Consider the following 22,810-nt stretch of genomic DNA (forward strand, 5'->3'; position numbering starts at 1 on the left):
CCAGCCTCAGCCTGACACGGTCAAAGAAAGGGCGCTTCACCAGATGATGAAGCGCCCAGGTCTTGGGAGTGCTGTTGGCCGGGCTTACTTGCCGGCCATCTGCGTCAGCCAGTGGCGCGGCTTGTTGTCGGAGCGGAAATCGACGCTCTTCACCGTGCCCTGCATTGCCCAGGCAATCGGCTGCTGATGCAGCGGGATCAGGATCGTATCGTCCTTGGCGATCTTGAGGGCGGCTTCCTCGAGCTGCAGGCGCTTGGCGCTGTCGGATTCCTGCACCGACTGGGCGACCAGCTTGTCCAGCTCCGGATAGGACCATCCGCCATAGTTCGACACGCCAACCTTGCCGTCCTTGGTGGAGAGCACCTGGGCCAGGATGGAATAGGCGTCGAGCGTCGGCTCGTTTGCCCAGCTCAGGTTGAACATGTCGGCCTTGCCCTGTGTACGCTTGGGCGACTGGACGGCGCGCGGCGCGATGTCGATCGACGGATCGAAACCGGCACGCTTCAGCATGTTTGCGATGCCGGCGCAGAAGTCCTCCTCATTGATGCTCTCGTCGTTGGAGCACATGTAGGAGAACTTGAGCCCTTCCTGGCCAGCCTCGGCCAGCAGCTTCTTGGCGCGTTCCGGATCGGCCTTGCTGTAGGTGTCGAGCGACTTCGCATAGCCGGCGATCTCAGGCGCGATCAACGAGCCGGACGGACGGGCAAGCCCGCGCATCACCTTGGCATTGATCAGATCGCGGTCGATCGCAGCTTCCACGGCCTCACGAACGCGCACGTCGTTGAACGGGTTGGCGCGTCCATCTTCCAGCTTCTCCTTGCGGTTGAAGCCGAGGAAGACCGTGCGGAACTCCTGCTTCTTCATGACCGAGAGGCCTTCCGAGCTCTCGAGGCGGGGAAGATCCTGGATCGGCGCGGAATCGACCAGATCGACCTCACCGGAGAGCAGGGCCGCGACGCGCGTCGCGGCCGAGGCGATCGGCATGTATTCGATGCGATCGAGATTGTGCTTCTTCTCGTCCCACCATACGTCGTTGACGAGCAGCACGGTCTTGCTGTCGGCCACACGGCTCTCCAGCTTGAACGGGCCCGTGCCGTTAGTATTGTGGGTCGCGTAGCCCTCCGTCTTGGTGTCGACGGCGGTCGGCTTTTCAGTGTTGTTGTCCTTCAGCCACTTCGCGCTGAACATGAAGATGTTCGTCATGTCGTTGAGGAACAGCGACGTTGGCGCCGACACTTCGACATCGACGGTATAGTCGTCGACCTTCTTGCTGCTGACGTAGAGCGGGATGTTGCCGCGCAGCGGCGAGGCCGGATCGGTGACGCGGTTGAGCGAGGCAATCACGTCGTCGGCGGTGAAGTCCGCGCCGTTATGGAACTTCACGCCCTTGCGCAGGGTGAAGCGCCAGACCTTGTTGTCGATGAGCTTCCACTCGGTCGCCAGAGCAGGCTCGATCTTGAAATTGGCGTCGTAGCGGACCAGCCCCTCATAGATGTGATTGAGGAACGACAGGTTGAACGTCGACGCGATCGAGTCCGGATCAAGCGAGTAGATGTCGGCGCGGCCGCCCCAACGCAGGGTTTCCGCACTGGCCGGCGCAGCCATCGCAATGGCAGCCACCGCACCGAGAATGAGTTTCTTAAAGCGAGACATTTTTCCTCCCAGGATTCACGCTTCCTGCGATCTACCATCATGGTGATCGACAAGATTGTCAACAATATTGTTGACGCATTTTGCCTGAATCGGTAGCAAAAATGCGTCGGACTGCCCTGCCGCCGCGCGGCATCGGTGAGTCGGCGAGGTCGCCAGAAGGCCGGCGGCCAGCGGAAATGGAGGAATACCGCATGAGCGACCTGCTACTGCTTCACGGAACAATCGTCACAGTGGACGCCGGAAGGCGGATCATCGAGGACGGTGCAATTGCCATATCGGGCGACAGGATTGTCGACATTGGCCTGGCCAGCGACCTCGAGCCCAGGCATCAGGACAAGAAGGTTGTCGACTGCCGCGGCAAGCTGATCGTTCCGGGCATCATCGATGCCCACGGCCACGCCGGGCACGTGCTGATCCGCAGCATCGGAGCAGACACCAACTCGATGTGGATGCAGATCGTCACACCGACCTACTACCACTACGCCACCCGCGACTACTGGTATGCGGATGGGCTGGTGTCCGGCCTCGAACGACTGCGCGCCGGCGTCACCACGGGCGTCAGCATCATCTCGTCGATGCCGCGCAGCGACGACCCGGTCTTTGCCAGCAACCATGCCAAGGCCTATGGCGAGATCGGCCTGCGGGAGATCATTTGCGTCGGCCCGGCAGGTTTGCCTTGGCCGCATCCGGTGACCCGCTGGGAAAGCGGAAAGCCTGAACGGCGCAACATCTCTTTCGAAGAGATGATCGAAGGTGCTGAGGCAACCATCCAGGAACTGAACGGCAGCGCCGACGGACGCATCAACGTGTTCCTCACGCCGTTCACCATCGTGCCGTCGCTCGATCCTTCCAATGCGTCGACGCCCGACCGGGCAGTCAAGCTCACCGACAACGACCGCATGCAGGCCCGCCGCGTGCGTGAGACTGCGCGCAAATGGGGTGTGCGCATTCATTCCGACGCGTTCGCCGGCCAGATCCGAATGGCTTTCCAGGACAAGGAAAACGCGCTGCTGGGCCCTGATGTCCATTTGCAGCACTGCTGGGGCATCTCGCATGAGGAGGTCGACATCCTTGCCGAGACGGGCACATTCGTCACCCACGCCCCGCCCGGCCGCGCCACGCCCGTCCTCAACATGATCGCCCGAGGCGTGCCGGTGGCCATCACCTCCGATGGCGTGTCGCCAAGCCGGCACTTCGACATGTTCCAGACAGCCCGCCTCGCCCAGTACACCCAGCATCTTCTGCACAACCACGATCGCTACCTGCTGCCGCCTGGCAAGCTTTTCGAGATGATCACCATCGATGCCGCCAAAGCGCTTGGCATGGATCACGAGATTGGCTCGCTGGAGGTCGGCAAGAAGGCCGACATCGCCATCATCAACATGCGCCAGCCGCATCTCACGCCCAACTGGATGGTGATCCACCGGCTGGCACACCAGGTCCTCGGCAGCGACGTCGACACCGTCATCGTCGACGGCAAGATCCTGATGGAGGGCGGCAAGGTGCTGACGACCGACATGGAGCAGGCGCTCGATTTCGGCGAACGGGAAGCGCAGGCCCTGGTCGAGCGGGCGGGCTTGCAGGCGCATATGCACGACCCGGCCTGGAGCAAGCTCTACCGCACTTTCGAAGAGCCGGTGATTCCGCCGGCACCGCCAGTCATCCAGGATTGAGCAGTCCCGGATGCCTGCCGAAACAGGCCACCGGCGCAATCGCCTACAAAAGGAAAAGGGGCCAATTGGCCCCTTTTTGTTTCAGGCTTCAGCCGTTCACTGCCCTCAGCTGGACTTCGGCGCCAAGGGCCGCGGGCCCCTTCTGGCGCGGGAAATCATAGGCGTTGACCTTCGAGGTAACGTAACCGGCGCCGACAAGCGCCTCCGCGATCTTGAGGGCAGCCGTGACACCGTCGATGACCGGCACGCCGGTTGCCTTGGTCAGCCTGTCGCACAGGCTCGACATGCCGGCACAACCGAGAATGATCGCCTCGGCGCGGTCATAGATCTTGGCACGCTCGATCGACTCGACAAGCAGGCGCTCCGCCGTATCGGGATCTTCCTCGAGGCCAAGCACCGGCAGGTCGATGGCGTGCACCCCGCGGCAATGGTGCCCGGCACCATAAGCCTGGACGATGTCTTCGATGATGGGCACCGACCGCGGCAGCGTGGTGACCACCGAAAAGCGCCGGCTGATCGTCATGGCCACCTGCACCGCCGCCTGGCAGATGCCGATCACCGGTCCCTTGGCGACTTCGCGGGCGGCATGCAGGCCGGGATCGTCGAAGCAGGCGATGACATATGCGTCGACGCCTTGCTCCTCGCCCTTGCGGATTTCCGACAGCATATCAGGCACGGCGAGTGCCTCGTCGGCGCTGCCTTCGATGCTGACAGGCGTCCTCGTCGGGTTGACGGCACTGACATGCGTGCCGGCACTTGCGACACGCAGCGCGCTTTCCAGCGCCTGGCTGGTCATCGAGGCGGTCGAATTTGGATTGATCAGGCGAATATGCACGTTGATGGGTCCTATTCGCCGCGTTCGTTTGCCTTGAGCACATCCGCGATCGCCGGTGCCTTGAGCACGAACTGGCGGTCGGAGGTGATGTAATTGTCGGCGTGGAGCCGGGCGATCGGCTGATAGACTTCCGGATTCACATAGCGCCCGGCCTCGTCCAGGCAGTCGCGCCGCACATGCATGTGCACCACCTCGCCCAGCACCAGCAGGCGGCGCGGGTACTCGATCAGCCGCTCGACACGGCATTCGAACGAGCACGGCGCATTGGTGACATAGTCGACATCGATCTGGGCGCCGCGGGCAGTGGGAAGTCCGGCCATCTCGAGCTCGTCGACATCGCTCTCGAAACCCAGGCCGCAGACGAGCATCTGCTGCGACAGCGCCATGTCGACCATGTTGACCGCGAACTCGCCCGTCCGCCTGATGTTGACCACGGTGTCCTTGTCCTCGCCCGACTGGCGCGGCTGGATACCGAGCACCACGATCGGCGGCTCATGCGAGAAGACGTTGAAGAAGCTCATGGGCGCCGCGTTGCTGCGCCCCGTCGCCGAGCGGGTGGTTACGAGCGCGATCGGCCGCGGACCTATGAAGTTGGTCAGCAGCCGATAGCGACTGTCCATCTCCAGCTTGGTGAAATCGAACTCCATACGTCCTCTCAATCCCGAACAGTTTTGGTACGCAATTTTCTACTTGATTGTCAGCAAAACTGAATTCGGGTAATTTATTGGAATGTTGACTTTTTATTGTGCCTGACGAATGTCGGCCCTTGTGGGAGGCATCGTTTCATGACCGAACAAGCAAGCGTTTCGACACAGCAGATTGTCGAGAAGGTATGGCTCTCGATTGCCGAGCGCCGGCTGCGTCCAGGCGTCCAGCTCAAGGAAGGCCAACTGGCCGGAATCTTCGACGTCAGCCGTGCCCGCATCCGCCAGGCGCTGACGGCGCTCGAGCGTGAAGGCCTGGTGACGATCATACCCAATCGCGGCGCTTTCGTGTGCCAGCCATCCGTCGACGAGGCCAGGGACGTCTTTACCGTCCGCCGCTCGGTCGAGGCCTGCGTCGTCGAACGCATCGGCAATTCGATCTCGAAGGCCGACGTCGCGCGCCTGCGCAACCATGTCGCCCTGGAGCAGACCGCCAGCGCCAGGGACGCAACCACCGACATCATCAAGCTTTCCGGCGGCTTCCATCTTCTCCTCGCCGAGATTTCCGGCTCCGACTTCCTCTTCGGCATGATGCGCGACCTGATCTCGCGCACCTCGCTGATCACCGCCGTCTACCGCAACACGGCGCGCTTCAACTGCGGGCCGGACGAACACGCCGAAATCGTCGAGGAAATTGCCAGCGGCAGCTTCAAGAAAGCCGCGGCCCTGATGGCGCATCATCTTGACCACGTCGAGGCGGAACTCGATTTGAGGGAAGTGCGCGACATCTCCCATGACCTGAGGGCCGCGCTGGCGTAAACCGCAGGCGCCATGGTCACTCGTCCTCCACCAGATGGCAGGCGACGCGCGTTCCGCTTGCCAACGTGCGCACTGCCGGCAGTTCGGCCGAACAACGCGCCGTCGCCATCGGGCAGCGTGGATGGAAGGTGCAGCCTGACGGCGGCTTGAGCGGGCTCGGCACCTCGCCTGCGGCAACGACCCGGTCCCGGTGCGGCTTTTCGATGTTCGGGATCGTCTGCAGCAGCATCTGCGTATAGGGATGGCGCGGCTTGGCGAACAGCTCCTCGGTCTCGCCCTCCTCGACGATGCGGCCTAGATACATCACCGCGATGCGGTCGGACATATGCCGCACCACGCTCATGTCATGGCTGATGAACAGGTAGGTCAGGCCGAATTCGTCCTGCAGGCGGCGCATCAGGTTGAGCACCTGGGCCTGGACCGAAACGTCAAGCGCCGAAGTCGGCTCGTCGCAGACAAGGAAGCGCGGCTCGCTTGCCAGTGCGCGTGCAATCGAGATGCGCTGGCGCTGACCGCCGGAGAACTCATGCGGGAACTTGGCGCCGTCCGAGGCCGACAGGCCCACTGTCTTCAACAGCTCCGCCACGCGCTCGTCGATCTCCGCCGCCGTGTTCCTGAGCTTAAGCTCGCGGATCGGCTCGGCGATGATGTTCTTCACCCGCCAGCGCGGATTGAGCGACGCATACGGGTCCTGGAAGATCATCTGGGCCGACAGCGGCTTGCCGTCCGCGCCCGGTGCGAAGCGCATCTCGCCGCTGTTCGCCTTGTAGAGCCCTGTCACCAGGCGCGCGACGGTCGACTTGCCGCAACCACTTTCGCCGACAAGGCTGAGGCAGCCGCCGAGCGGTACCTCGAAGCTGATGTCATTGACGGCCTGCAGATACTGGCGCGGCTTGCGCTCGACCACGCGGTTGAGCCATGGCGCTGAAACGTCGAACGTCTTGACGAGCCCGTCGACGCTGAGCGCCGAGGTCCTGTGTGCAGTCATCGCGGTCATGCGGTCCCTCCTGCATTGATCCAGCACGCACTAGCTCCCGTACCCACCGGCAAAAGGCTCGGCCGCTCGCGCGAACAGCGTGGCCCGGCGTCCTTGCAGCGCGGGTTGAAGGCACAGCCATCGGGGACCGCGTCGAGCCGGGGCATCGAGCCGTCAATCTGGTTGAGCCGTTCGACGCGGGCGCCGAGCGCCGGGATCGAAGCCATCAGCCCGCGCGTATAAGGGTGCTTGGGGGCATGCAGCACCTCGGCGACAGGCCCGATCTCGACAAGGCGGCCGGCATACATCACCGCGATGCGGTCGGCGGTCTCGGCAATGACGCCCATGTCGTGGGTGACCAGCATCACCGCCGTCTGCTTCTCCTTGCACAGCTTGCGCAATAGCGAGGTGATCTGCGCCTGGATCGAAACGTCGAGCGCAGTGGTCGGCTCGTCGGCGATGATCAGCTTCGGCGAGGCGGCCAGCGCAAGCGCAATGACCACGCGCTGGCGCATGCCGCCCGAGAACTGGTGCGGATACTGGTTGAAGCGGTCTTCCGGCGACGGAATGCCGACGTCCTTGAGCAGCGAGATCGCCCGCTCCCTCGCCTCAGCCCTGCCCATGCCGAGGTGTTGGCGGATGGTCTCGGTCAGCTGCGACCCGACGGTGAACAGCGGATTGAGCGAGGTCAGCGGGTCCTGGAAGATCGCGCCGATCTCGCGGCCGCGGATGGACTCCATCTCGCGGTCGTTGAGCTGATCGATGCGGCGATCGCCGAGCCAGACCTCACCTTCGGCGATGCGGCCCGGTCTTTCGAGCAGGCCCTGGATGGCCAGTCCGGTCATCGACTTGCCGGCGCCGGACTCGCCGACCACGCCCAGGATCTCGCCGGGAAGGATCGACAGGCTCACATCGGAAAGAGCGGTCGCCACCCCTCGGCGACTGGGAAACTCGACCCTGAGGTTGCGTACTTCAAGCACTGCCTTGTCGGCTTCAGCCATTGTCGTTGACCTCTATCGGGTAGCTTGGCGGGAAAATCTCCGAAACCGGCGGGTTACCCCAGCTGCGTTCCGGATACTTGGCAATGAGGCCGTCGAACTGGCGCTGGGCGCGCTGCCGTCCAGCCTTCATGTCGATGCCGGCAACCTCGCCAAAGCGCATCGACAGGCGCCCGTCGACGAAAACGGCCTGCGTGACCTTGCCCGAACCGCCTGTCACCAGCGTGGTGATCGGGTCGATGGACGGCGCCATGACCGCATCGTCGAGCCCGAACACCGCGATGTCGGCGCGGGCGCCGGGAGCCAGCCGGCCGAGATCGTCGCGGCCGAGTGCCTTGGCGCCGCCGAGCGTTGCCGCATCGAACAGGTCGGCGCTGCGTACACGGTCAGGCGCACCGTCGTTGATGCGGCAGGCGATCAGGCCAACCAGCAGGTTCATCAGCATGTCGGCAGGCGTCGTATCCGTGCCCATCGCGATGTTGATGCCGCGTTCCTTGCACTTCGAGAACGAGTTGAGCGTGCTGCCGCCACGAGCCGAAACCAGCGGGCAATGCACGATCGAGACTCCGTTCTCGGCATAGAGCCCGAGGTCTTCCTCGGTGGCGTTGGTGGCGTGAGGGGCGATCAGCCTGTCGCTGAGCAGTCCGGCGCGCGCCAGCCACACCGGCGCGGTCGTGCCATGCAGCTTGCGCACGGTCTCGACCTCCATCGAGCCCTGCGCCATGTGCAGGCGGATCTTGCAGCCGAGATCGGCAGCCGCGGCTTGCGTCTGGCGCAGCAGCACTTCCGTGCAGGTCTCGACGCGATCGGGCACCAGCATGCCGCGCACCAAATCGCCGTGGCGGCCCGCCTGCCGGCCGATATAGTCGACCGCCTCGCGCAGGCCGGCCAGGCCGCGCTCCTCATCGAATACGGCACCCATCTGGCCGGGCGCCTCGAGCACCATGCCGCCGGCGCGATAGGCCGGGCTGAGATAGACGCGCACGCCAAGATCGCCGGCAGCATCGGCGGCTGCATCGAACTCGGCAACCGTTTCGCCCCACTCGCGATAGAACAGCGAGGCGATGGGGGCAGCTGTCGTGATGCCGTTCAGCAGCAGCTGGCCGAAGGCGAAGCGTTTCTGGAACGCCAGCTCTTCCTGCGAATACATCTCGTAGGGGCCGGCCTCGACATAATGACGCGGCCACACACGGCCCTTGGCCCAACCGGGATGATGGTCGATGCCGAGAATGGTGGTGTCGAGATCCGACAGTGCGTCAAGATCGATGAAACCGGGGCTGACCAGCGCATTGCCGAAATCGATGCGGCGGGCGACCTCACCGGTGAAATCGGTGCCGACATAGACGACCTCGCCGCCGTCGACGACGACCTGGCCATTCGGGATCAGCCTGTGCCCGCCATCGCGATGGCCGAGTACCCAGGCAGCCGTGATCAGCGTGCGCCCATCGGGACGCTTGCCGAGTTCCAGTGTATCGAGAACCTGTCGTGTCATGGCATTTCCACCGTGGCCTGGCCGTCGCGCGCTGTGACGCGGCCGCCCTTGATGACCAGCGGACGCGGCGCGACATCGACCACGGCGTGGGCCAGTGTTTCGCCCGTCAAAAGTGTGAGATCGGCATTGCAGCCTTCGGCGAGGCCGTAACCCTCGATGCGCATGACATCGGCGCCGCCCTGCGAGACGACGTGCAGCACGTGCGCCAGTTCAATGTCGGAGCGCAGGCCGTTCTTCATGCCAACGACCCTGGCACGGTCGAGCATGTCGGGCTGACCCCATGGCCCCCATGTGTCGCGGATGCCGTCGCAGCCGGCACCGACACGCACGCCTGCCTGCTTGAGGCGCATGATCGACGGCACAGTCGCCGACGGTGCGCCGGTGGTCAGGATCGCCACGTCGAGCTCGGCGATCTGTTCGATCAGCTGGCCGACGCGCAGATAGTCGTTCATGCCGAGCGCAAACGCGTGGCTGATGGCCACCTTGCCCTGCATGCCGTTGGCGCGGATGCGTTCGAACATCAGCTCCATCGTGAAGGCGCCGAGATCACCCGCCTCGTGCAGGTGGATGTCGATCGGCTTCTGGTGCTTCAATGCAAGCGCAAAGAGAGCGTCGAGTTGTCCCTTCGGATCGCGGTCGATGCCGCAGGGGTCGATGCCGCCGAGAACCTCGCAACCCTGGCTGAGCGCTTCGTCGAGCAGTTCCAGCGTGCCCGGCATGACCATGAGGCCAGACTGCGGGAAGGCCACGATCTCGATATCGATGATGCCCTTCAGCTTCTCGCGCGTCTCCATGATGCCGTCGACGAGAGCTAATTTGTGGACCGGATCAATGTCGACATGGCTGCGGATATGCGTCGCGCCATGCGCCGCAAGGCCGATCGTGTGCCGCATCGACTGGCGGTGTGGGTCGATGCCAATCGCGATGCGGTTGTCGCGCTCGAAGTCGATGCGCTCGCGCAGCACGGCGCGGCGGTTGTTCTCGTGCCAGGGCATGCCCCAGGTGGTCTTGTCGAGATGGGTATGCGCGTCGATCAGGCCCGGAATGGCGATGGCGCCCTTGCCGTCCTCGACCGGCATGCCAGGGTCCGCCTCGAAGCGGCCGATGCCGGCGATCCGGCCGTCGCGGATCAACAAGTCGGAGTTCGCGCCACCATAAGGACGAACGTTGCGGAGCAACAGACTAGTCATGCACGCTTACCTCAGTTTCGGATTGAGCACGTCGCGCAGCCAGTCGCCGAGGATGTTGACGACGACGACGAGCAGGCAGAGCTGGATCACCGGGAACAACACGATCCACCACGAGCCGGAGAACAGGAACTGGTTGCCGATGCGGATCAGCGTTCCGAGTGAAGGCTGGTCAGGCGGCATGCCGATGCCCAGGAACGACAAGGTCGCCTCTGTCAGGATCGCCATGCCGAAGTTCAGCGTGGCGGCGACCAGCACCGGCGTCAGCGTGTTGGGCAGGATGTGGTATGCCAGGATACGGCGCGGTGGCACCTTGAGCAGCCTTGCCGCCTGCACATATTCCTTGTTGCGCTCGACGATGGTCTGGGCGCGCACAGTGCGGGCATATTGCACCCACGCCGATAGCGAGATCGCCAGCACCAGCACTGCTGCGGCGCCGATCTCGCGCAGATTGTCCGGCAGCAATTGCCGCGCCACGGTCGACACAAGGATGGCGATCAGAATGGTCGGGATCGACAAGGTTATGTCACCGAAGCGCATCAGGAGATTGTCGGCGAAGCCGCCGAAGAAGCCGGCACACAGGCCTGCGGTCATGCCGATCAGCAACGACAGCGCCACCGAGCCGAGGCCGATGAAAATGGAGATGCGCGTGCCGTAGAGGATGGCCGACAGCATGTCGCGCCCTTGTGTATCGGTGCCGAGCAGATAGGGCCATTCGCCGCCCTGCTCCCAGAGCGGCGGCAATTCCGCTTTCCACATGTCGAGCTGGGCCGCGTCATAAGGGTTCTGCGGCGCGATCAGCGGGGCAAACACAGCCGCAAGCACCAGCAAAGCGAGGATCGCGGCGGCGATCATCGCCGACTTGCTGTGGGTGAAGGACCACCAGACATCGCTGTTGCGGATGCGTTGCAGCAGGGTTGGGCGCGCGGCGGCGCCTGGTTTCGTAGCGTCGGTCGTCATCGACTAGCCTCCCGCTGTCAGTGCGAGCCACGCAGGCGCGGATCGATCACTGCATAGGTGATATCGACCAGCGTGTTCAGCGCGACGAAGATAAAGGAGATGATGCACAGATAGGCCGCCATCACCGGGATATCGAGGAAGGTCACCGCCTGGATGAACAGCATGCCCATGCCCGGCCACTGAAAGACGGTTTCGGTGATCAGTGCGAAGGCGATCAGCGAGCCGATATTCATTGCCGTCATGGTCACGACAGGCATGAGGCAGTTGCGCAGCGCATGGCGGAAGTAGACGCGCCAGCGCGGTATGCCCCGGGCGCGCGCAAACTTGATATAGTCGGAGCGCAGCACTTCGAGCATCTCGGCACGGACAAGGCGCATGATCAGCGTGATCTGGTAGAGCGACAGCGCAATGGCCGGCAGGATGAGCGCCGCGCGACCCGACGGCGTCAGCAGGCCCGTTGACCACCAGCCGAGTTGCACCACCTCGCCCCGGCCGAAGGACGGCGACCAGCCGAGGATGACCGAAAACACCAGGATGAGCAGGATGCCGACGACGAAGCTCGGCAGCGACACGCCAATGATCGACAGGAACTGCAGCGATTCCGTGTACCATCGCCCTCGCTTGATGGCGGTGAGCACGCCCAGCGGCAGGCCGACGACCAGCGAGATCAGTGTCGCCACCAGCACCAGTTCGAGCGTCGCAGGGAAACGTTCGCCAATCAGAGTGAGCACGTCCTGGCCGTTGCGGTAGGAGATGCCGAAGTCGCCCTGCGCCGCGTTGCCCACGAAGCGCACGAACTGTGTCGCAACGCTTTCATTGAGGCCCAGTCGCTCACGCAGAGCATCGCGGTCGGCCTGCGTCGTCTGCTCGGTGACCATGAGTTCGACAGGGTCGCCGGCAAGACGGAATATGAGGAAGGCGAGCATGGCGACCGCGAGCATGACCATGATGGCGTTAGCAATGCGGCCGATAATGAAAACCAGCATAAGGAGCCTCGTCAGATGAGCGGGGGCTGAATCAGTTCCGCTGAGAAGCGGGGCATTGCACTGATGATGGCGGCGTGTCCGCCAGGCATTCCGGCATGGTCGCCGGCAATGAAGGCCACGGTCGCGTTCGTCGCGACGACATGTTTCTGCATATCCTCAGTCTCCCACTTGAGGTCGCGCCTCCATTTTGGAGGTCGTTTTTTCGAGCCGACGCCTGCGATTTTCCGCTGCGCCAGCTTGTGGCAGGAGCGAAGTGTTCGCTCATGCCACCGCCGTCGGCACTGCCCTCTCCCACCGAGGTCGCAACGCCATTTGCCCTGCCTTCCATATTCAAAAGCCAGCGCAGATTGTCAACTACTTTGTCGACAATTTTTGTTCATTTCTTCGACGATCTGGCGGCCACGGCAATGCCTGGGCCAAAGCCTTCGCCTATCAGGGTGTCTAAAACCCCAGGCGACCGGCCAATATTTGGCGGCGTGGAACCCAAATGGCAGGGGTTATGTGCCGGTTTTCCGCGACCTCGCGACGCGGCAAGCATGTCAGCGTCGACCAATTCCACCAGCCGAACCACAAGTGCTGCTGGCTGCTTCAGTTCGATCAGCTCCAACATCTCGGATTTCGTCGGGTAGGGTTCGGTCGAGATGCACTCGATCCCGGCGTTTGCGAGCATGGCAAGGCCCTCGGCGGCCATCCGGCCGCCGACCGTGACGATCGTCGTTGTCATCGTTCTTCCCTGTCGTGCCGCCAGAGCGGCTGGAGTTCTGCCGACCCGAGATCAGCGCGAGAGGTCGAGTACCTTGTTTTCGAACAGGCGGTTGCGCGAGCCTTCGAGGTGTTCGCGCATGCGGTCGCGCGCAAGCTCCGCTTCGCCCGCGGCAATCGCATCGCAGATGCCGCGATGCTCGTCATAGACCTGCTCGAGCTTGGTCAGCGGGCCCATCAGCGACAGGCCATGCAGGTTCATGCCGACGGCGATGTGCTGGCGCAGCGCGTCGAGGCAGGCGGTGTAGTAGTGGTTGTTGGCCGCCTCCGCCACCGAGCGGTGGAACAGGAAGTCGACGTCGGAGCGGTGGGTCTGGTCACGCGTCGCATCACGCAGTTCGGAGAGTGCCGCGCGCATCTTCTGCATCGCGGCGGCGTCGTGGCGAAGAGCGGCGAAATAGGCGGCCTCCGGCTCGATGGTCAGGCGGAACTCGTAGCAACGCTGGATGTCGGCGATGGTCTTGACCGGGGAGAAGCCGAGATTGGTCTTCTGGGTGTCGAAGACGCGGACATAGGTTCCCGAGCCCTGGCGGGAATAGACGAGGCCGACGTCGCGCAGGCGGCCAAGCGCATCGCGCACCACGGGCCGGGAAACGCCGAGCAGCGTCGCCAGATCATGTTCGCCCGGCAGCTTGGAGCCCGAGGGGAACTCGCCCGATACGATACGTTCCTGAAGCTGGTCGAACACCTTGTCGACCAGCTTCGGTGCCTTGGACACGCCCTTTTGGCTGCCGTTGCCCGGCTTTTCGCCAGGATCGGCCGCGTCCGGCTCTGTTCCGTCCTGCTGCAATTCAGTTGTCATGTGCGTTCAGCCTGTTCCCCGCTCGGCGGTCGCAAGAGATCGGAGAGAACCGCGACCGTCCCGAATCCGCCGGATTTTACGACACAACGCAGCGCCTCGTCATGGCGTGTTGCGATGGTGAACCAGGGCAGGCCCGGCGCCACCTCGCCCCGCGGAAATAGCACGTCGGCGCCAAGCGCGCCAAGTATGGCAAGTGCCGTGTCGCCGCCGCCCATGACCAGCGTCGAGGCGCGCATCAGATGCACGGCTTCGGCTATTCCCTCCGCGAAACGCGCTGCGATGCGGGCCGGCTCCTCGACCATGTCGCCGGTGCAACGGACAACCGCTGGCAAGGTGATGTCCACAGGCAAAGCGAAACGGCCGTTGAGCGCGCCGACGATCCGGACATCGGGATTGTCGGCGACCAATCGGGCGATCTGCTGGTCTGTGATCGGATCGCGCGAGCCGACGGCAAACAGCACGTTCTGGTCGTTTACCGGCAGGGTCAAGTGCCTGGAATTGCCGTTGGCATGGAGATTGCGGGCGAAGGCCAGGCCCACCCCCCTCGCCCCGACGGCGACGCTCTTGCTCCAGTCGGTATCGGCGACAATCTGGTCGAGATCTGCGTCGTTGGCGGCGTTGCGCACGGAGACGCGTCTTGTCGAGCCCGCGAATGCAGGCAGCACCGGCAAGGGCGCATCGACGCCGCGGCCAACGACCGCGCCATCGCGCGTCGTGCGGCCCTGGTCCGGAACGGCGGGTGCCACGACCAGCGCGTCGCGGCCGGATGCCTCGGCCAGTGCGTCAGCTTCCACGCCGACATTGCCCTTCAGTCGGGAGTCGATCTTCTTCATGACTATGCCAGGGGCATGCGGCATCAGCCGCTTGGCAACATCGCGCACCTTGGCTGCAGCGACGTCAGCCGGCAGCGCCCGCGACGCCGTGCTGACCGCAAAGACATCGGGCGCGCTGGCAAGCGCCTTGCCGGTCGCTTCAACTGTCATCGCCACCGCAACCTTGAGACCCGAGGCGACGAAGGGCGCCGACGTGTCAAGCGCTCCGGTCAGGTCGTCGGCGACGATGGCAAGCATCAGCGTCATCCCGCCGTTTCCATTTCGACCGCATGGCAGGCGACGTGGTGGCCTGTCTCCACCTCGCGCCATTCGGGCACGACGGCCCGGCACTTGTCCATGGCAATGGGGCAGCGCGTGTGGAAGCGGCAGCCGGCCGGCGGGGCCAGCGGGCTTGGCACGTCGCCGACAAGGATCTGCCGCTGGCGCGTCTTTTCGAGCTCGGGATCAGCCTCCGGCACGGCCGAAAGCAGCGCCCTCGTATAGGGATGCAGCGGGTTGGAAAAGAGCTGTTCGCGCGTCGCGAGTTCCGCAAGGCGGCCGAGATACATGACCCCGACGCGATCGCTGATATGACGCACGACAGCAAGGTCGTGGGCGATGAACAGGTAGGTCAGCCCGTACTTTTCCTGCAGGTCGAGCAGAAGATTGATGATCTGCGCCTGCACCGACACGTCGAGCGCCGAGATCGCCTCGTCACAGACGATGAACTTCGGCTGGCAGGCCAGCGCCCGGGCAATGGCGACGCGCTGGCGCTGGCCACCCGACAGTTCGTGCGGATAGCGCGAGGCAAAGCGCGCGGGAAGGCCGACGTCGGCCAGCAGCCGCGTCACTTTTTCGGGGAGTTCGGCCTTGGTCGCGAGCTTGTGGAACAGGATCGGCTCGCCCACCACCTCGCCGATGGTCATGCGCGGGTTGAGCGTCGAATAGGGATCCTGGAATACGATCTGCAGCTCGCGGCGGTAGGGCCGCATGCGCTTTTCGTTGAGCGAGACGATGTTCTCGCCCTGGAAGATGACCTTGCCGGAGGTCGCTTTCTGCAGGTTGAGCAAAGTGAAGCCGGTGGTCGACTTGCCGCAGCCGGATTCGCCGACCAGCGACAGAGTTTCGCCGGCGAAGATGTCGAAGTTGACGTCGTCCACCGCATAGACGGTTGCGCCGCGCTCGCCGAAGGCGCCGAGGCGGACGACGAAATGCTTGACGAGGTTCTCGACCTTGATCAGCGGTTCGGCAGCCATCACGCGGCCTCCTTCAACTGGCGCTGGGCGACGAAGCAGGCGACGCGGTGGCCGCTGTGACCAGCGACCGGCTCGAGCACCGGCACCCGTTCGTGGCAAATGCTTTCGGCCAGGGCGCAGCGTGGCGCAAACGGGCAACCCTTGGGACGGCGGCCCGGTTCGGGCGGCGTGCCGCCGATGGAAGACAGCCGGCTGGCGCGCTCGTCGGACAGCTTCGGGATCGAGGCGAGCAGCCCGCGCGTATAGGGATGTGTCGGCCGGGCGAAGAGTTCGCCGACCGGCGCGTCCTCGACCACGGTTCCGGCATAGAGCACGGCGACGCGGTCGACCAATCCAGCGATCAGTGCGAGGTCGTGGGTGATCCACACCACCGACATATTGAGCTTCTTGCGCAGGTCCTTCACCAGGTCGACGATCTGCGCCTGGATGGTGACGTCGAGCGCGGTCGTCGGTTCGTCGGCGATCAGCAGTTCCGGGTCGCAGGCAAGGCCCATGGCGATCATCACGCGTTGGCGCATGCCGCCGGAAAGCTCGTGCGGATAGGCCGTGATACGTTGCTCCGGGCCTGGGATGCCGACCAGTCTCAGCAGTTCGATGGCGCGCTTGCCGGCGTCGGCCTTGCTCATGTTGCGATGATAGATCAATGGCTCGCAGAGCTGGTCGCCGATGCGCATGACCGGGTTGAGCGAGGTCATCGGATCCTGGAAGACGAAGCCGATCTTGCCGCCGCGCACCTGGCGCAGCTCCGACTTCGACATCTTCAAAAGGTCGCGGCCGGCGAACTCGGCGGTGCCACCCTTGACCTTGATCTTGTTGGGCAACAGCCGCACCAGGCTGAGCATGGTCAGGCTCTTGCCACAGCCGGACTCGCCGACGACCCCGACGGTCTCGCCCTTGCCGACAGTGAGGTTGATACCGTCGACGATAATGGCCGGGCCACGGCGGGTTTCGATCTCGATCGTCAGGCCGCGCACGTCGAGCAGCGGCTTCTGGATTTCGGGAGCGGTCATTTGCTGCCCCTCGGGTTGAGAGCGTCGTTGAGGCCGTCGCCGAGGAAGGAGAAGGCGACGGTGGCGAGGCCGAGCACGGCTGCGGGTGCGGCAAGCAGGTGCGGATAGTGCTGCCAGACGCGCAGGCCGTCGGAGATCATGTTGCCCCAGCTTGGCGTTGGCGGATTGACCCCGACGCCAAGGAAGGAGAATGCGCTTTCCAGCACCATCGCGGTGCCCAGGCCAGCGCTGACTGAAACTATCAGCGGACCGATGGCGTTGGGCACGATGTAGCGCATCAGGATCAGGCGATTGGTCAGGCCGAGCGCGCGCGCCGCCGTGACATAGGGCCGGCCGCGGATCGACAGCACCTGGGCGCGGACCAGGCGCGCATAGGGCGGCCAGCTGATCAGCGCCATCGACCCGAACACCAGCAGGAAATCGACCCAGATGGTCTCGCGGTAAAACGGGTTGAGCGTCGCCTGGTAGCGCGCCTCCATCCACGCGGTGATCGGCGTCTTCAGCGAAGCGTTGATGACGACGACCAGCAGCAGATTGGGCACCGACATGGTCATGTCCGTGAACCACATGACGATCCGGTCGAACAAGCCGCCGAAGAAGCCGGCCATGGCCCCGAGGGTGACGCCGATGGCTACGGCGATCGTGGTCACCACGATCGCCACCACGAAGGCGGTGCGGGTGCCATAGACGACGCGGGAGAACACATCGCGGCCGAGATCGTCGGTGCCGAACAGATGCGCCAGCGACGGCGCCTGGTTGCGTGCCTCGAGGTCCTGGGTCAGGAAGTCGTAGGGCGTCAGCCACGGCCCGAAAACGGCAACGAAGGCGAGCAGGATTACGACAGCGAGACCGGCGACCGCCAGCTTGTTGCGCAGCAGGCGGTGCCAGGCATCGCGCCACAGACTGACGGGGGGCTCGTCGTCGGCCACGGTCGAGGAGAGATTGACGGGGGTGATCGTCATGTCAGCGGCTCCTCATCGTGTCGTTGGCGCGCGGATCAAGCAGCGGGTAGAGCACGTCGACAAGAAGGTTCGACAGCATCACCAGGAACGAGCCGATCAGCGTGATGGCGAGGATGACGGGATAGTCGGAATTGGTCAGCGCCGAGACCGTGAGGCGGCCGAGGCCGGGCAGGCCGAACACCAGTTCGACGAAGATCGCGCCATTGACGATGGTGATCATGATCAGGCCAAGCTGGGTGACGACAGGGGTCAGCACGGGGCGCAGGATGTGGCGGAAGGCCACCACCATCTCGGGCACGCCCTTGGCGCGGGCGGTGCGGACGAAATCCTCCGACAGAACCTCAATGACGGCAGCCCTCGTCTGGCGCACGATCAGCGCGATCGGCTGGAAGGAGAGAACCAGCAGCGGCAGGATGATGCGTGCGTCGAAGATTCCGCCCCAGCCATAGGGAACGCTGCCACCGGGCAGGAAAAGAATCAAAAGCACCATCAGAAGCGGGCCTGCGACATAGGCCGGGATCGCCCACAGGAACAGCGCCGAGCCGAGGATCGCATAGTCGATCTTGGTGTTCTGGTTCATCGCCGCGATCATGCCGAGCGGAACGGCAACGATTGCGGTCAGGACGACGGCGCACAGGCCAAGCTTGAACGAGACCGGGGCCGCGGCCGAAACCATCGCCCAGACAGAACGTCCCGAGGTCAGCGAGTTGCCGAAATTGCCCTGCAGCAGGTTGAAGATGTAGCTCGCGAACTGGGCCAGGAACGGCCGGTTCAGCCCGGCGGCTTCGCGGATCGCCTCGATCTTCTCGGGATTGTAGGCGACGTCGCCCGGGGCGCGCAGGAAGATCAGCTTGATCGGGTCGCCAGCGCCAAAATAGGCCATGGCATAGACGGCCAGCATGACCAGCAAAACGGACGGGATCCACAGCAGCAGCCGTGTTGCAATATAGCGCAGCATGGCGGGCGGCCTCCCACCGCACGGTTAGTCCTAACGAGGAGCATAGCACGGGGGCCGAGCCCCCGTGCGCGTCACCAAGGCATCAGCCGACGGTGATTTCCCAAGGGGCGACAACCTGCCAGTCTAGGTTCTTGTCGATGCCCTTCACATTGGCATTGGCCCAGCGCGACATCGCCTGTGCGTACCAGGGGATGAAGGTCCAGTCCTCACGGAAGACCTTCTGGGCTTCCTGGGCAAGGGCGATACGCTGCGGATCATCCGCTGCCTTGGTCGCTGCTTCGGCCAGCAACTGGTCGACCTTGTCGTTCTTGTAGCCGCCGAGCTTGTTCTGGGCGTTGGACGAGGTCGAGGCGATCGAGCCGGCGAGATAGCTCGCGGCATCCGGCACGCGGGTACCGACATCGTCGCGGAAGATCTGCACCGCATTCTGGTCGGGACCGGCATAGGCGTCCTGCTGCGGCTTCATGTCGACTGCGGTGATGCCAAGGTTCTGGCGCCACTGCTCGGCGATGAACTGGGCCGCTGCCTCGTTGGCCGGCGAGGAAATGCCGACGAACAGGATCTTGGGCAGGCGCTCGGGGCCACCATAGGTCGACTCGGCGAGCAGCTTCTTGGCGCCTTCCGGATCGTAGGGGTAGGGCTCGAAGCCGGAACTGTCGGCGCCGGGCACCGAGTTGAGGATCTGGTCGGTCTTCTTGTGCGGGCCATCAGGGAACGAGGCCTTCATCAGCCCGTCGCGGTCGACGGCCATGATCAGCGCTTGGCGAACCTTGGGATCGTCCATCGGCGCGCGCTTGGAATTGAACCAGAAATGCTGGCCGGTCGGGATGATCGGGCCGGCGGCGAAGTCAGCGCCGAGATCCTGGACGATGGTCGAGGTGACCAGCTCGGTGTGGGCGTTGAACTCGCCCGACTTGAGCAGCGAGGTCGCCGTCACATTGTCCTCGATCGAGGTGATCTCGATGCGGGCGAGCTTGGGCTTCGGGCCGAAGAAATTCTCGTTCGGTTCGAACACCAGCTTGCCGGCGTCGATGTCGATGCTGGTCAGCTTGAACGGGCCGGAATAGACCGCGCCCGCGTCGGGCGTGAACCAATCCTGGATCTCGTTGCCGTCCTCGCCGCGCGACTGCGAGGCCTTGGTAATCGGCACGATGTGGTTGGCGACACGCATGAAGTAGATCGGGTCGGCTTCGTTCAGCGTCACGACGACGGTGCCCTCGTCGGGTGTGGCGACGCCTGAGATGGTGTTGGCGCTGCCGCCGGACACCTCGGCAAAGCCCGCGACCTTGGCGAGAACCTGGTCGGCGCGCTGGCTCTTGGTGCCCGGCATCGCCGCCACGTTCCACGACCCGGCGACGTCGGCCGAGGTGATCTTGCTGCCGTCGGAGAAGGTCGCCTTGGGGTCGAGCTTGAAGGTCCAGGTCTTGGAGTCCGCCGAGCCCTCCCAGCTGGCGAAGACATAAGGGTGGATCTTGCCTTCGCCGTCGAAATACATCGGCGAGGCCCACCAGGCCGAGTTCCAGCGATAGGGCACGCCGCCGCCACGCAGCGGCGACCAGTCCTGGTTGAAGGCGGGATTGGCGACCTTCAGCACCTGGCCTTCCTGCGCAAAGACGATCTTGGCATCGAGCCCGAGCAAGGTGAAGCCGACAGCACCGCCCAGGCCGAGCCTGAGCGCGTCGCGGCGGGTCATCCCGGCGCGTGGCGGTGCAGTCTCGGAAATCCGTTTCGACATGACATTCCTCCCGTGAAATCCATGAACGGCGATGCTCTGGTCGGATGCAATGGCAGCAGACGCGGAAGCGGCAACCGTGACCAAACAAATGCCGCCACATTGTAAACATGTCAATTGATTTTTTCAGATAGCGCGACGTGAAAATTAGCATCTAGTGAAATGGGTCAATAAATCATTCATTAAATCAATATGATACGCCAAATCATGAAAACTTCGGCAATCCGCCAGAAGAAAAAGCAACTTGACAACTTACCTGCTTGTGGTCAGTTTCCGGCCATGAAGCCAAGTGCAGTCGCGCCCCAGGGGTGCATGCGCTCGGGAGGTTTCCAGAACGCAGGCGCCGGCGACCGGTACTGCCTGCGACAAGACGGACAGGGAGCAATGGCGAGTTCTAGCCGCACGATTGGCATCACCATGGGGGACCCGGCGGGCGTCGGCCCCGAGATCATCTGCAAGTCGCTGGCCGAGATGAGCGCCGCCGACCGCGCCACCATCCGCGTCTTCGGCAATCGCGACAGCCTCGAGGCCGCGGCAAGGATAGTCGGGGCGCCGCTGAAATTCGCAGCAGTCTACGATGGAGCCGAGACTGTCGCGGTCGAGCATGTCGCCATCGAGGGCGGCCCGATCGCCTTCGGCAGGATCGATACCCGCGCCGGCGACGCCTCGTTCCGTTTCATCGCCCGCGCCGCCGAGGCGGCGACCGCAGGCGAGATCGGCTGCATCGTCACCGCCCCGATCAACAAGGAAGCGCTCAACCTCGCCGGGCACCACTATGATGGCCACACCGGCATGCTGGCGCATCTCACCGGCTCGCGCTCGTCCTGGATGCTGCTCGCCGCCGAGCGCATGTTGGTCATCCATGTCTCGACCCACGTGTCGCTGAAGGAGGCGATTGCCCGGGTGAAGCCCGAGCGCATCCTGGAGACCATCCGCACCGGCTTTCGCCACCTGCGCCGCATCGGTGTCGAAAACCCGCGCATCGCCGTCGCCGGCCTCAACCCGCATTGCGGCGAAAACGGCCTGTTCGGCACCGAGGATGACGAGTTCATCGCGCCCGCCGTCGCCGCAGCCAAGGCCGAGGGGATCGATGCCTACGGACCGGTTCCGCCTGACACAGTCTTCCACCGCGCCTATTCCGGCGCCTTCGACCTCGTCGTCGCGCAGTATCACGACCAGGGCCACATCCCGATGAAGCTCGTCGCCTTCGACACCGGCGTCAACATCTCGCTCGGCCTGCCCATCGACCGCACCTCGGTCGACCACGGCACCGCCTTCGACATTGCCGGAACCGGCAAGGCCAACCACGTCAACATGAATGCGGCGATCGCCTATGCGCGCAAGCTCGCCGGAACGCCTCGGGTGATCGTATGACCAGTTTCGCCATCTCCGGCGTCTTCTCCGCCGCCGCCACGCCGATCAATGCCGACCTTTCGCCCGACCACGGCCTGCTCGCCAGGCATTGCCGGCGGCTGCTCGACGAGGGCTGCCATGGCATCGCCCTGCTCGGCACCACGGGCGAAGCCAATTCGTTCTCGCTCGGCGAACGCAAGGCGATGCTGGAAAGCGTGGTCAAGGCAGGCGTTGGGGCCGACAAGCTGATGCCCGGCACGGGTGTCGCCGCCATTCCCGAGACCATCGAGCTGACCCGCCATGCGCTGTCGATCGGTATCGAGAAGGTGGTGATGCTGCCGCCCTTCTACTACAAGGGCGTATCCGACGACGGCCTGTTCGACGCCTATGCGCGCATCCTCGAGGGTATCGCCGACGACCGGCTCAAGGTCGTGCTCTACCACATCCCGCAGGTATCGGGCATTGCGCTGTCGGTCGAGCTCGTCGGCCGGCTGATCGCCGCCTTCCCCAAGACTGTTGTCGGCATCAAGGAATCCAAGGGCGACCTCGCCAACATGCAGGCGCTGGTCAAGGCCTATCCCGGTTTTGCCGTGTTCCCCGGCGCCGATCCCCTGATGCTGCCGCTGCTGCGCGAAGGCGGCGCGGGCTGCATCACCGCGACCTCCAATCTCATCGCCAATTCGCTGCGCACGGTGTTCGACAACCACGCCAACCCAGCCGAAGAAGCCAAGGTCGAGGCGGCGCAGGCGCGCATCAATGCCTGGCGCAATCTCTCCAACAGCTACGCCCAGATCCCGACCATCAAGGCGATGGTCGGCCTGAAGCACGGCGAGAAGGCATGGCAGCGGCTGCGGCCGCCGCTGGTCGGGTTGAGCGAAGGTGAGATCGCCGCGCTCAGGCCGCAGCTCGAACAGCTGCCGTGAGGAGGGTTCGATGACCA

The 22,810-nt window shown here is 64.1% G+C and carries 22 protein-coding genes; 4 read left to right on the forward strand and 18 right to left on the reverse strand.

Going from position 1 to position 22,810, the window contains the following annotated elements:
- Positions 1–84: 84 nt before the first annotated feature.
- A complete protein-coding gene (locus tag J1C56_RS19965; protein ID WP_214391778.1) occupies positions 85–1,653 on the reverse strand; it encodes an ABC transporter substrate-binding protein in 1,569 nt (522 codons plus the stop codon).
- Between the two features lie 191 nt (positions 1,654–1,844).
- On the opposite strand from J1C56_RS19965, the gene J1C56_RS19970 reads away from it, so the two are divergent.
- Entirely contained in the window at positions 1,845–3,326 is a 1,482-nt protein-coding gene (locus J1C56_RS19970) for an amidohydrolase family protein (protein WP_214391779.1), read from the forward strand.
- 88 nt (positions 3,327–3,414) lie between these two features.
- Here J1C56_RS19970 and J1C56_RS19975 read toward each other — a convergent pair whose 3' ends face one another.
- A complete protein-coding gene (locus J1C56_RS19975; RefSeq protein WP_214391780.1) occupies positions 3,415–4,161 on the reverse strand; it encodes an aspartate/glutamate racemase family protein in 747 nt (248 codons plus the stop codon).
- Between the two features lie 11 nt (positions 4,162–4,172).
- On the reverse strand, positions 4,173–4,808 hold the full coding sequence (locus J1C56_RS19980) for a flavin reductase family protein (RefSeq protein WP_214391781.1): 636 nt from the start codon (positions 4,806–4,808) through the stop codon (positions 4,173–4,175).
- A gap of 138 nt (positions 4,809–4,946) precedes the next feature.
- Between J1C56_RS19980 and J1C56_RS19985 the strand changes: the two genes are divergently transcribed.
- Positions 4,947–5,624: a GntR family transcriptional regulator gene (locus J1C56_RS19985; protein WP_214391782.1), complete on the forward strand. Its 678-nt coding sequence runs from the start codon at positions 4,947–4,949 to the stop codon at positions 5,622–5,624.
- A 16-nt stretch (positions 5,625–5,640) separates the two neighbouring features.
- On the opposite strand, the gene J1C56_RS19990 is transcribed toward J1C56_RS19985, so the two are convergent.
- From J1C56_RS19990 to J1C56_RS20060, 15 genes are all read right to left on the reverse strand, one after another.
- On the reverse strand, positions 5,641–6,621 hold the full coding sequence (locus tag J1C56_RS19990) for an ABC transporter ATP-binding protein (RefSeq protein ID WP_214391783.1): 981 nt from the start codon (positions 6,619–6,621) through the stop codon (positions 5,641–5,643).
- The gene (locus J1C56_RS19995) at positions 6,618–7,601 is read right to left on the reverse strand and encodes an ABC transporter ATP-binding protein (protein WP_214391784.1); all 984 of its coding nucleotides are present in this window, start codon (positions 7,599–7,601) and stop codon (positions 6,618–6,620) included. The genes J1C56_RS19990 and J1C56_RS19995 overlap by 4 nt, the downstream gene beginning before the upstream one ends.
- The gene (locus J1C56_RS20000) at positions 7,594–9,090 is read right to left on the reverse strand and encodes an amidohydrolase family protein (RefSeq protein WP_214391785.1); all 1,497 of its coding nucleotides are present in this window, start codon (positions 9,088–9,090) and stop codon (positions 7,594–7,596) included. The genes J1C56_RS19995 and J1C56_RS20000 overlap by 8 nt, the downstream gene beginning before the upstream one ends.
- Positions 9,087–10,280: an amidohydrolase family protein gene (locus J1C56_RS20005; protein ID WP_214391786.1), complete on the reverse strand. Its 1,194-nt coding sequence runs from the start codon at positions 10,278–10,280 to the stop codon at positions 9,087–9,089. Before J1C56_RS20005 ends, J1C56_RS20000 begins: the two co-directional genes overlap by 4 nt.
- 6 nt (positions 10,281–10,286) lie before the next feature.
- Positions 10,287–11,237: an ABC transporter permease gene (locus J1C56_RS20010; RefSeq protein WP_214391787.1), complete on the reverse strand. Its 951-nt coding sequence runs from the start codon at positions 11,235–11,237 to the stop codon at positions 10,287–10,289.
- Between the two features lie 17 nt (positions 11,238–11,254).
- Entirely contained in the window at positions 11,255–12,223 is a 969-nt protein-coding gene (locus tag J1C56_RS20015) for an ABC transporter permease (RefSeq protein ID WP_214391788.1), read from the reverse strand.
- Between the two features lie 11 nt (positions 12,224–12,234).
- Entirely contained in the window at positions 12,235–12,375 is a 141-nt protein-coding gene (locus tag J1C56_RS20020) for a hypothetical protein (RefSeq protein WP_214391789.1), read from the reverse strand.
- A gap of 224 nt (positions 12,376–12,599) precedes the next feature.
- Positions 12,600–12,947 (reverse strand): hypothetical protein, encoded by a 348-nt coding sequence (locus J1C56_RS20025; protein ID WP_214391790.1) that lies wholly within the window; start codon positions 12,945–12,947, stop codon positions 12,600–12,602.
- Positions 12,948–12,998: 51 nt separating this feature from the next.
- Positions 12,999–13,787, reverse strand: coding sequence for a FadR/GntR family transcriptional regulator (locus J1C56_RS20030; RefSeq protein WP_246591601.1), 789 nt, complete (start codon positions 13,785–13,787; stop codon positions 12,999–13,001).
- Positions 13,784–14,866, reverse strand: a complete 1,083-nt coding sequence (locus tag J1C56_RS20035) for a four-carbon acid sugar kinase family protein (protein WP_214391791.1) — start codon at positions 14,864–14,866, stop codon at positions 13,784–13,786. The genes J1C56_RS20030 and J1C56_RS20035 overlap by 4 nt, the downstream gene beginning before the upstream one ends.
- A complete protein-coding gene (locus tag J1C56_RS20040; protein WP_214391792.1) occupies positions 14,863–15,855 on the reverse strand; it encodes an ABC transporter ATP-binding protein in 993 nt (330 codons plus the stop codon). The genes J1C56_RS20035 and J1C56_RS20040 overlap by 4 nt, the downstream gene beginning before the upstream one ends.
- Positions 15,855–16,865, reverse strand: coding sequence for an ABC transporter ATP-binding protein (locus tag J1C56_RS20045; RefSeq protein WP_214391793.1), 1,011 nt, complete (start codon positions 16,863–16,865; stop codon positions 15,855–15,857). The genes J1C56_RS20040 and J1C56_RS20045 overlap by 1 nt, the downstream gene beginning before the upstream one ends.
- Positions 16,862–17,827, reverse strand: a complete 966-nt coding sequence (locus J1C56_RS20050; protein ID WP_246591603.1) for an ABC transporter permease — start codon at positions 17,825–17,827, stop codon at positions 16,862–16,864. Before J1C56_RS20050 ends, J1C56_RS20045 begins: the two co-directional genes overlap by 4 nt.
- 1 nt (position 17,828) lies before the next feature.
- Positions 17,829–18,785, reverse strand: coding sequence for an ABC transporter permease (locus J1C56_RS20055; RefSeq protein ID WP_214391794.1), 957 nt, complete (start codon positions 18,783–18,785; stop codon positions 17,829–17,831).
- An 82-nt stretch (positions 18,786–18,867) separates the two neighbouring features.
- Positions 18,868–20,520, reverse strand: coding sequence for an ABC transporter substrate-binding protein (locus tag J1C56_RS20060; RefSeq protein ID WP_214391795.1), 1,653 nt, complete (start codon positions 20,518–20,520; stop codon positions 18,868–18,870).
- A 381-nt stretch (positions 20,521–20,901) separates the two neighbouring features.
- On the opposite strand from J1C56_RS20060, the gene pdxA reads away from it, so the two are divergent.
- Together pdxA and J1C56_RS20070 are read left to right on the forward strand one after the other, a co-directional pair.
- A complete protein-coding gene (gene pdxA / locus J1C56_RS20065) occupies positions 20,902–21,891 on the forward strand; it encodes a 4-hydroxythreonine-4-phosphate dehydrogenase PdxA (RefSeq protein WP_214391796.1) in 990 nt (329 codons plus the stop codon).
- On the forward strand, positions 21,888–22,793 hold the full coding sequence (locus J1C56_RS20070; protein WP_214391797.1) for a dihydrodipicolinate synthase family protein: 906 nt from the start codon (positions 21,888–21,890) through the stop codon (positions 22,791–22,793). The genes pdxA and J1C56_RS20070 overlap by 4 nt, the downstream gene beginning before the upstream one ends.
- Positions 22,794–22,810: the final 17 nt, after the last annotated feature.

Source organism: Aminobacter anthyllidis (assembly GCF_018555685.1).
Taxonomy (GTDB): Bacteria; Pseudomonadota; Alphaproteobacteria; order Rhizobiales; family Rhizobiaceae; genus Aminobacter; species Aminobacter anthyllidis.

What these genes read in the sequence shown, in the direction of transcription:
- J1C56_RS20030 (WP_246591601.1), bottom strand. Translation starts at nt 13,787, where the DNA reads ATGACAACTGAATTGCAGCAGGACGGAACAGAGCCGGACGCGGCCGAT.
- J1C56_RS20055 (WP_214391794.1), bottom strand. Translation starts at nt 18,785, where the DNA reads ATGCTGCGCTATATTGCAACACGGCTGCTGCTGTGGATCCCGTCCGTT.
- J1C56_RS20035 (WP_214391791.1), bottom strand. Translation starts at nt 14,866, where the DNA reads ATGACGCTGATGCTTGCCATCGTCGCCGACGACCTGACCGGAGCGCTT.
- J1C56_RS19965 (WP_214391778.1), bottom strand. Translation starts at nt 1,653, where the DNA reads ATGTCTCGCTTTAAGAAACTCATTCTCGGTGCGGTGGCTGCCATTGCG.
- J1C56_RS20045 (WP_214391793.1), bottom strand. Translation starts at nt 16,865, where the DNA reads ATGACCGCTCCCGAAATCCAGAAGCCGCTGCTCGACGTGCGCGGCCTG.
- J1C56_RS20050 (WP_246591603.1), bottom strand. Translation starts at nt 17,827, where the DNA reads ATGACGATCACCCCCGTCAATCTCTCCTCGACCGTGGCCGACGACGAG.
- J1C56_RS20060 (WP_214391795.1), bottom strand. Translation starts at nt 20,520, where the DNA reads ATGTCGAAACGGATTTCCGAGACTGCACCGCCACGCGCCGGGATGACC.
- J1C56_RS20070 (WP_214391797.1), top strand. Translation starts at nt 21,888, where the DNA reads ATGACCAGTTTCGCCATCTCCGGCGTCTTCTCCGCCGCCGCCACGCCG.
- J1C56_RS19980 (WP_214391781.1), bottom strand. Translation starts at nt 4,808, where the DNA reads ATGGAGTTCGATTTCACCAAGCTGGAGATGGACAGTCGCTATCGGCTG.
- J1C56_RS20040 (WP_214391792.1), bottom strand. Translation starts at nt 15,855, where the DNA reads ATGGCTGCCGAACCGCTGATCAAGGTCGAGAACCTCGTCAAGCATTTC.
- J1C56_RS20020 (WP_214391789.1), bottom strand. Translation starts at nt 12,375, where the DNA reads ATGCAGAAACATGTCGTCGCGACGAACGCGACCGTGGCCTTCATTGCC.
- J1C56_RS19990 (WP_214391783.1), bottom strand. Translation starts at nt 6,621, where the DNA reads ATGACCGCGATGACTGCACACAGGACCTCGGCGCTCAGCGTCGACGGG.
- J1C56_RS20025 (WP_214391790.1), bottom strand. Translation starts at nt 12,947, where the DNA reads ATGACAACGACGATCGTCACGGTCGGCGGCCGGATGGCCGCCGAGGGC.
- J1C56_RS20005 (WP_214391786.1), bottom strand. Translation starts at nt 10,280, where the DNA reads ATGACTAGTCTGTTGCTCCGCAACGTTCGTCCTTATGGTGGCGCGAAC.
- J1C56_RS20015 (WP_214391788.1), bottom strand. Translation starts at nt 12,223, where the DNA reads ATGCTGGTTTTCATTATCGGCCGCATTGCTAACGCCATCATGGTCATG.
- J1C56_RS19970 (WP_214391779.1), top strand. Translation starts at nt 1,845, where the DNA reads ATGAGCGACCTGCTACTGCTTCACGGAACAATCGTCACAGTGGACGCC.
- pdxA (WP_214391796.1), top strand. Translation starts at nt 20,902, where the DNA reads ATGGCGAGTTCTAGCCGCACGATTGGCATCACCATGGGGGACCCGGCG.
- J1C56_RS20000 (WP_214391785.1), bottom strand. Translation starts at nt 9,090, where the DNA reads ATGACACGACAGGTTCTCGATACACTGGAACTCGGCAAGCGTCCCGAT.
- J1C56_RS20010 (WP_214391787.1), bottom strand. Translation starts at nt 11,237, where the DNA reads ATGACGACCGACGCTACGAAACCAGGCGCCGCCGCGCGCCCAACCCTG.
- J1C56_RS19995 (WP_214391784.1), bottom strand. Translation starts at nt 7,601, where the DNA reads ATGGCTGAAGCCGACAAGGCAGTGCTTGAAGTACGCAACCTCAGGGTC.
- J1C56_RS19985 (WP_214391782.1), top strand. Translation starts at nt 4,947, where the DNA reads ATGACCGAACAAGCAAGCGTTTCGACACAGCAGATTGTCGAGAAGGTA.